Origin of the sequence: Mycobacterium sp. (assembly GCF_035499775.1) — a bacterium.
GTDB lineage: Bacteria > Actinomycetota > Actinomycetes > Mycobacteriales > Mycobacteriaceae > Mycobacterium.
Window position 1 is genome coordinate 1 of record NZ_DATJYB010000023.1, and the last position, 7,699, is coordinate 7,699.

At 65.6% G+C, this 7,699-nt stretch carries 8 protein-coding genes; 4 read left to right on the top strand and 4 right to left on the bottom strand.

From position 1 onward, the window contains the following. Nucleotides 1-381: hypothetical protein (locus VML93_RS01345; RefSeq protein ID WP_325606891.1), on the bottom strand; the 381-nt coding region annotated here is incomplete at its 3' end. A 350-nt stretch (nt 382-731) separates the two neighbouring features. On the opposite strand from VML93_RS01345, the gene VML93_RS01350 reads away from it, so the two are divergent. Then, a complete protein-coding gene (locus VML93_RS01350) occupies nt 732-1,277 on the top strand; it encodes a class I SAM-dependent methyltransferase (RefSeq protein ID WP_325606893.1) in 546 nt (181 codons plus the stop codon). A gap of 3 nt (nt 1,278-1,280) precedes the next feature. Here the strand turns inward: VML93_RS01350 and VML93_RS01355 are convergent, their stop codons facing one another. Continuing rightward, on the bottom strand, nt 1,281-1,871 hold the full coding sequence (locus VML93_RS01355; RefSeq protein WP_325606895.1) for a TetR/AcrR family transcriptional regulator: 591 nt from the start codon (nt 1,869-1,871) through the stop codon (nt 1,281-1,283). A 98-nt stretch (nt 1,872-1,969) separates the two neighbouring features. Between VML93_RS01355 and VML93_RS01360 the strand changes: the two genes are divergently transcribed. Together VML93_RS01360 and VML93_RS01365 are read left to right on the top strand one after the other, a co-directional pair. Next, the gene (locus VML93_RS01360) at nt 1,970-3,133 is read left to right on the top strand and encodes an acyl-CoA dehydrogenase family protein (protein ID WP_325606905.1); all 1,164 of its coding nucleotides are present in this window, start codon (nt 1,970-1,972) and stop codon (nt 3,131-3,133) included. 33 nt (nt 3,134-3,166) lie between these two features. Beyond that, on the top strand, nt 3,167-4,018 hold the full coding sequence (locus VML93_RS01365) for an enoyl-CoA hydratase-related protein (protein WP_325606899.1): 852 nt from the start codon (nt 3,167-3,169) through the stop codon (nt 4,016-4,018). Between the two features lie 55 nt (nt 4,019-4,073). Here the strand turns inward: VML93_RS01365 and VML93_RS01370 are convergent, their stop codons facing one another. Further along, complete coding sequence (locus VML93_RS01370) at nt 4,074-5,747, bottom strand: FAD-binding protein (RefSeq protein ID WP_325606901.1); 1,674 nt, start codon at nt 5,745-5,747, stop codon at nt 4,074-4,076. Further along, nucleotides 5,744-7,102 carry an aromatic ring-hydroxylating dioxygenase subunit alpha gene (locus VML93_RS01375; RefSeq protein WP_325606907.1) on the bottom strand — a complete coding sequence of 453 codons (1,359 nt, stop codon included), beginning with the start codon at nt 7,100-7,102 and terminating at the stop codon, nt 5,744-5,746. Before VML93_RS01375 ends, VML93_RS01370 begins: the two co-directional genes overlap by 4 nt. A 98-nt stretch (nt 7,103-7,200) precedes the next feature. On the opposite strand from VML93_RS01375, the gene VML93_RS01380 reads away from it, so the two are divergent. Next, on the top strand, nt 7,201-7,699 hold a 499-nt coding region (locus tag VML93_RS01380), incomplete at its 3' end, for a phosphotransferase (protein ID WP_325606903.1).

Sequence of the window (7,699 nt, forward strand, 5' to 3'; positions counted from 1 at the left end):
CCGCGGGCCCCCCACCGGGACCGCCGCCCTGCGGTCCGGCCGCCGGTCCACCACCGGGGCCACCGCCATGGGGTCCACCCGCGGGCCCCCCACCGGGACCGCCGCCCTGCGGTCCGGCCGCCGGTCCACCACCGGGCCCACCGCCATGGGGTCCACCCGCGGGCCCACCACCGGGACCGCCGCCCTGCGGTCCGGCCGCCGGTCCACCACCGGGCCCACCGCCGTGCGGTCCAGCCGCGGGCCCACCACCGGGCCCACCAGCATGGGGACCGGCCGGCGGACCGCCGCCACCGGGACCACCGCCATGTGGTGCCGGCCCTGGCCCGGGTCCGCCGCCCCCACCGTGTCCACCCGGTCCCCCCGGCGCAGCGTTCGCGACACCCAAACCCAAGCCGACGACTGGAACGCCGAGAGAGTAATTGGCAACACCACTAATCGCTGCAGCGATCGCCACGCCTGCGGCCAGCTGCTTGATATTCATTTTCGTGCCACCCCGTCGGGAACCTAACGTTCGTAGCGACCCCTCGACGAAGTTCAATTTTACGCCGCGGAGCTTAGGTTGAATCTGTGCGTAACTTATGAGCGCACTTCGCCCGACGGTTCTCTCGGAGCCCGCAGGGCCATGGCAACTTATTGTTGACCAACCGGGTAGTCCGGGCACAGACGCGCAGCGGAGGTCGGATGGCGCCAGCAATGTCCTGCGATTTCGCCCGTGCTGCTCCGCCAGCGCCGTGACAGACGACGACCGCCGCCGTTGGGACGACCGTTACGCGAACCAGGCACAGCCAGCCGTCAATGCGGTTGGGCCACCGGCCATTTTCGCGCCTTATGCAGAGGCTTTCCCGAGCTCCGGCCTAGCCCTTGATCTGGCCTGCGGCCAGGGCCTCGGCACGGTCTGGCTGGCCCGGCGCGGCCTGAATGTATTGGGCCTGGACATTTCCCCGGTGGCCATCGGTCATGCTCGAGATCTGGCCCGGCGCAACGGCTTTGGCGACAGCTGCCACTTCGAGGTGATCGATCTCGACGACGGTTTGCCGGACGGGCCGCCCGTCGACGCCATTCTCTGCCACAAGTTCCGGGACCGTCGGCTGGACCGGGCGATCATCGAGCGCCTGGCGCCGGGCGGGCTACTGGCGATCGCCGTGCTCAGCGAAGTGGGAGCTGCCCCAGGGCCATTCCGCGCCGCGCCCGGCGAGTTGGCCACCGCGTTCGGCGAACTCGATCTGATTGCCGCCGGCGAAGGCGACGGCACCGCATGGATTTTGGCGCGCGCCTAACGGTCAGCCGTCCTCAACCGTGACCGACAGCCGCGGCTTCGCCCCGTGGCCAGGGCGCGCGACCCGGTCCCACGTCGCGTCCACCAACGGCTGCAGCAGCAATTCCCCCATCTGTCGCACCATCACCGCGACGACCTGGGTCGATTCGCGACGCCGGGTGGAAGCAAGTTTGGCGTCGCGCAGCGCGGTCACCTCGCGCTGAGTCAGCTCAACGAGGACATCCAGCAGATGCGTTCGATCGTCCGATGCGTCCAGTACCGAGCGCCGGACGTAGTTGACCACCGCCGGGTTGTCGCGAAGCATGCGCCGCACCGCCTCGTCGCGGGCGGCCGACAGCTTCCCACGCCCGCCCTGATCAGGGACCTCGGCGATGGCCTGCGCGAAGTAGTCGACGACGAGCTGATCGACCGCGTCGCGCAGCCCGGTTTTGGTCTTGAAGTGATGCTGGACCAGGCCGAGGGTTACCCCGGCCTCGGTTGCGACGGCACGCAAGGACACTCGGTCTTCACCGAACTTCGCGTACAGGTCCAATGCCGCATTGCGAATCCGGGCTTTGGCGGTCAGGTCGTCGTTCGCCGCCCGCGGATTGGCCATGCCCTACTCCTTCGCTACTGAGCAAGTCAGTTGACTAGTAAACGGTACATTTGTATCGTCCATCGGCAAGGGGTTCAAATCATCACAGTGAGGTGACCGTGTCCGCGCTATTTCCCGCTTATCGGGCCAGCTGGGAGACAGACCAGCACCGCGAACTGCGCAAGCACACCGCCGAGTTCCTGCGCAAGGAGTCCACGCCGAACCAGGAGCGATGGGCCAGCCAGCACCACGTCGATCGAGAGTTCTGGAACAAGCTGGGCGACGCCGGATTGCTTGGACTGGACCTGCCCGAACATTACGGCGGCGCAGGGGGCGACTTCGGTTATTCGGCCGTTGTCGCAGAAGAATTATCTCTGGCGCACGACACCGCCTCCGGCTGGGCAGTGCACTCACCGATCGTCGCCCATTACATCAACCGCTATGCCTCCGAAGACCAGAAGCAACGGTGGCTGCCACGAATCATCAGCGGCGACGCCGTGCTGGCGATCGCGATGACCGAGCCGGGCACCGGCTCTGACCTGCAGGCGGTACGCACCACCGCCGTCCGCGACGGTTCGCACTACGTGATCAACGGGTCAAAAACATTCATTTCCAATGGAACTCACTGCGACCTATTGGTCATCGTCGTCAAAACGGATGCCGCGCAGGGCGCGGCGGGAGTCTCGTTGATCGTCGCCGAGACCGACGAGAACCTGCAGGGCTTCGAACGCGGGCGGGTGCTGGAGAAGGTCGGTCAGCATGGTCAGGACACTCGCGAATTGTTCTTCTCCGACATGCGGGTACCGGCAGCGAACCTACTCGGAGACCGCGAAGGGCTAGGCTTCTACCAGCTGATGGACCAGCTGGCACGCGAACGGCTCATCATCGCCGCGGGTTGCGCCGGCATGGCCGAAGCCGCAGTGCTGGAAGCGATCCGCTACACCAAGCAGCGCGAGGCGTTCGGCCGGCCGCTGATCGAGTTTCAGCACAACAGGTTTCAGCTCGCTGAGCTCAAAGCCGAGACGCTGTCGGTCAAGACCACCGTCGACTACTGCATCCAGGAGTACATCGACGGCAACAACGATGCGGCGACCGCGTCGATGGCCAAGCTGGTCGCCGCGGATAAAGCGGTTGCCATCGTCGACCGGTGCGTGCAGTTCTTCGGCGGCTACGGGTACATGATGGAATACCCCATCGCACGCGCCTACGCGGCCGCGCGGGTCAACAAGATCTACGGTGGCACAAGCGAAATCATGAAGGAAATCATCAGCCGGTCGCTATAAGCCGACCTGCCGCTGTCCGGTATTGTCACCGGCATGGAGCGGCGTGTGCTCGAAGCAGTCATCTACGAACGCGAACCGCCGATAGCGCGGATCATCCTGAACCGAGTTGACAAGGCCAACACCAAGGATTCGGTCCTGGTCACCGAAGTCGACGACTGCCTGCACGAGGCCGACCGCGACAAGGAGATCAAGGTCGTCATCCTCAAGGCCAATGGCAAAGGCTTCTGCGGCGGGCACGTGGCCCGATGGGGCCCGGACGAGAACCCTTACCCGGACTTCGGAAATACCTTCGAGGATCTGTACAAGGGCACTGCAGACCTGTTCTTGTGGCCGACGCTGTATCTGTGGGAATTCCCGAAGCCGACGATCTCGCAGATTCACGGCTATTGCATGGGCGGCGGGATCTACCTGGGTCTGCTGACCGACTTCTGCGTCGCATCCGAGGACGCGTATTTCCAGATGCCACTTGCCCAGAGCCTCGGCGAGCCCGGTGGCCACACCATGATCGAGCCGTGGCTGCTGATGAACTGGCACCGGACCATGGACTGGCTGCTGTTGGCGCCGACGCTGTCCGCGCAGCAAGCACTGGACTGGGGCCTGCTCAACAAGGTGGTGCCGCGCGAAGACCTCGAAGACACCGTCGAGGAGATGGCGCGCAAGATCGCCCAAATCCCGTTGACCACGCTGATGGCGGTGAAGAACAACGTGAAGCGGGCCTGGGAATTGATGGGCATGCGAGTGCACCTGCAGGTCAGTCACATCCTGACCAATATGGTCGGCGCGGCATCCGATGTGCAGGCGCGACGAGCCGAGCTCATCCAGTCCGGGAAGAAGCCACGCGAATTCATTGAGGGCGAGCAGACCGACGGCCCCGCCCCAGCGTGAAGCCAGCTTCACGTTCGAGCCCCAACGTGAAGCTGGCTTCACGCTCGGCAAAGGCCTAGCGGCCGGCGGCGTGACGGGCGGCGACGTAGCCGAACACCATCGTGTACGCGATGCTGCCGCCGGCGCCCAGATAATTGCGGCCCATCACCGTCGCCGTGATATTGCCTGTCGCATAAAGCCCGTCGATCACCCGGTCGTTCTCGTCGAGCACTTGGGCGTGTTCGTTGGCGATCAGTCCTCCGCACGTCCCCACGTCGGCGGGCAGAACCCTGGTGGCGTAGTACGGGGCCTGTTCGAGCGGACCGAGCGCGGCGTTCGGACGGTACCCGGGATCACCGAGGCAGTCGTTGTACGCCGACTGGCCCCGCCCGAAGTCGGGATCCAGGCCCTTGGCGGCAAAACCGTTGAAGCGCTGCACCGTCTGCGACAGAGCGTCGGGCGGGACACCCATCTTTTGTGCGAGGTCGCCGATGGTGCTACCGCGCAGGACCGCGCCGCGCTCGATCAGTTCTTCGGGAAGGCGCCGCTTCTTGAACGGGTTCGCGCCAGAGACGTATCTGCCGATATAGCCCTCGTCGAAGACCATCCAGCACGGCACCGCCTTGTGGGCATACATCGCCTTGCCCACCTCGACGTACGAGTTCGATTCGTTGCAGAACCGCCGGCCGGTCCCGTCGACGTAGATCGCCCCGGGCCGCTGCCGGCCACTGCCGAGCGCCCGCGCGGCATCACCGCCGTCGGCGATGAAAACCGAAGGCAGCCACCAGGCTTCGTCCATCAAGTCGGTTTGCGCGCCCAGCCGCATCGCGGTCTGCAGCACCTCGCCGGTGTCACCGGCGTTGGCAATCGACCACTTGGCCTCGTTGGGCTGGTCGCCGCTGTATTGGCGGCGCATGTCCGCGTTGCGGCTGAAGCCGCCCGCCGCGAGCAGGACGCCCTTGCGCGCCTCGATGTTCAGCGCGGTGCCGTGACGAGTGACGCGCGCGCCGACGACGCGGCCGTCCTCGACGATGAGGTCCTCCATTGCGGCCTCGGTCCAGATGGGCGGTTCGCCGCGTAGGTCGATGAGCGCCTTGAGCAGCTGACCGATGAGTGAGGCGCCGTTGGTGAGCATCTCACGACGGCGCAGCCGGGCCGCCCTAGTGCGCGCGAACACCCGGGTGGCCACCGCGAAGGCCCGCGGTGACCGATTGAAATACTGCACGGAGCGCAGTTCGTTCGTCATGAGGACGAACCCGCCGTAGCTCTTGCTCATCGACGGCTGGACCTTGTCGCTCCAATCTCCCAGCGCTGCCGAGTCGTACGGGACACCCTCGATCGCGCGACCAGCTTCGTTGCCGCCCTTGTGATTAGGGTAGTAATCGCTCCAGCCCGGACACCGGACGAACCGAACGCCCTTGTGCGTCAGGAAGTTGATCATCTCGTAGCCCGCGCTCAGGAACATCTCGCGGCGGGCCGGCGACGAAGCAGGGCCGATGTCGCCGACGACGTCGTCGAAGTAGGCCAGGCCGTCCTCGTGCGAGTCAGGGATGCCATCGGCGCGCATCAGCGGGTTGTTGGGCAGCCACACCATGCCACCGGAGAGTCCGGTGGAACCACCCACCAGGGACTGCTTTTCGATTACCAGCGGCTCGATCCCGGAGTCGAGCGCGGCCAGTGCCGCCGCCATCCCGCCGCCGCCGCTGCCGGCGATCAGCAGGTCGACCGAGCGGTCCCAGTTCGTCGTCATTGTGCCCCCACACTTGTGTTGAACCCCAAATCGGCGATCGGTACGTCAATGGTGGTGTTGGTCTTCTGGATTGCCGGCAGCAGGGTCTCGTACGGCAGGCCGGCGAGGAACCCGTCGATGACGCGTTCGAAGTTCGAAATCAGCCCTTCGATCTTGCTGGACAATCTCATGTACTCGAAGCCCTTGGAGTGCAAGCCTTTCTGCTGCTTGGGCAGATTGGAGAAGTCCTGGGCGGGGATCGGCGGCCAGCGTGGGTCATCCGGTGCCATCGGTTCCGGTGGTGTCGGCTTGCCGGTGATCTGGTCCGGTGGGATGCGGGTGAGCGACCAGATCTCGAACAGCGTCTCCTCGGGACCGAGCGGGCGGATCCGGTACGACGAGGCGCTGCTGTACTGCGGCAGCAGAAAGTAGTGTGGGAAGGCGAAATTGATCGCCTCGGTGATGCCGCGCCGCTGCAATTCGTTGAGGTCGGGCATGTCGCAGCCACGGGCGCGATGCCAGTGCACGATGGCGTCGTTGAGGGTGCTGCGCCACAGGGCCATCGCCGCCGCCGGATCGGCCGGCAGCTCCATGTCCTGCAGACCTTCGGCGATGCGGACGTCGTTCTCATGCGTCATGCCGGCCATGCCTTCGCCGAGGGTGCGCATGAAGTACAGGTTGGTCTGGGCCAGCCCCGGTGGTTTCGAGCTGCTGGGCTGCTTTGGCATGCTCGTCGGCAGCAGTTGCGGGTGGGTCTGCGGGACGTGATAGCCCTCCATGAACGCCGCGGTCGCCAGCTTCCAGTTCACCGGAAGCCGACACGACTGCCACCACTCGACGCGCATCGACTCCACGTGCCAGGCGTCATAGATCGTTGCGAACGGCTCGAAGCAGTCCCGCAATCCAGGGGCATCGTCGTCGAGGTTGATCCACGCGCAGCCGCCCCAGAGCTCACATCGCACCGGGACCAGACGAAGATCCTCGGGGCGCAAGTTGTGCTCGTCGAACTCCTCGGGCCGCAGTACGAAGGTGTTGCGCCCGTCGATGCCCCAGCACCAGCCATGGAAGGGGCACACGAAGGTACGCCGATTCCCGTTGCCTTCCACCAGCTTTACCCCGCGGTGGCGGCAGGCATTGTGATAGGCGCGCACCGTCTCGGCGTCGACGCGCACCACGACGATCGACTCGTCGAGGATCTCGTACTCGACGAAGTCGCCGGGCTTGGGTATCTCTTCGAGCCGGCACGCCATCTGCCACACCCGCGGCCAGAACATCTCGTTCTCCAGCGCGTAGAACTCCGGGTCGTAGTAGCGCTGCTTGGGGATGCGATCGGGCGTCTGTACGGCCCACGGCACCGGAAGCGGCGTCCAGTTCACGTCGGTCAAGCTGATCACCTCCAGCCTGGAATTTGATAGAAAACCCTCGAGAAACAAGAACTATATGCCCGTCCGCCGGTTGTGAGACGCTGGTCGGCATGCCCGTTTCGGAGCGCCCTTCGCCGCTTGAACGGGATATCTTGCGGGTGGTGGAGCAGTGGGCACGGCCGACGGGCAGCATCGAGGACTGGTCGTGGCCGCACGGTGCGTCCGCCGTATACAAGGTAGGCACCGACCGTGGGGACGTGGTGGTCAAGCGAGTGCATCGCGCTTCCTCGTTTGCTCGTGAAGTGCACGCCCCGGGCTCCACCGCCACCGCCGCCGGACGCGACCGTGACCCGCTGGTGCACCGTCACGCCGGTCGGGTCGTGGCTCGCCTGCACGCCGCCGAGGAACCTGACGCCACGACGGGCTACGGCGAGACGCTGCTGGCAGATTTCGATACCTGGTCGGCGCGCGCACAGCAGCTGGTAGCGCCGCAGGACCTGGACGCGGCTCGCAAGATCGCCTCGGCAGCTTGTCATCTCGGCACGGTCGAGCTGGTGCCGGCGCATTGTGACAACACGCCGCGCAACTGGATGGTCGACGACGGGAACG

Excerpts from the sequence above, each read along its gene's own strand:
- VML93_RS01355 (WP_325606895.1), bottom strand. The coding sequence starts at position 1,871 with ATGGCCAATCCGCGGGCGGCGAACGACGACCTGACCGCCAAAGCCCGG.
- VML93_RS01370 (WP_325606901.1), bottom strand. The coding sequence starts at position 5,747 with ATGACGACGAACTGGGACCGCTCGGTCGACCTGCTGATCGCCGGCAGC.
- VML93_RS01365 (WP_325606899.1), top strand. The coding sequence starts at position 3,167 with ATGGAGCGGCGTGTGCTCGAAGCAGTCATCTACGAACGCGAACCGCCG.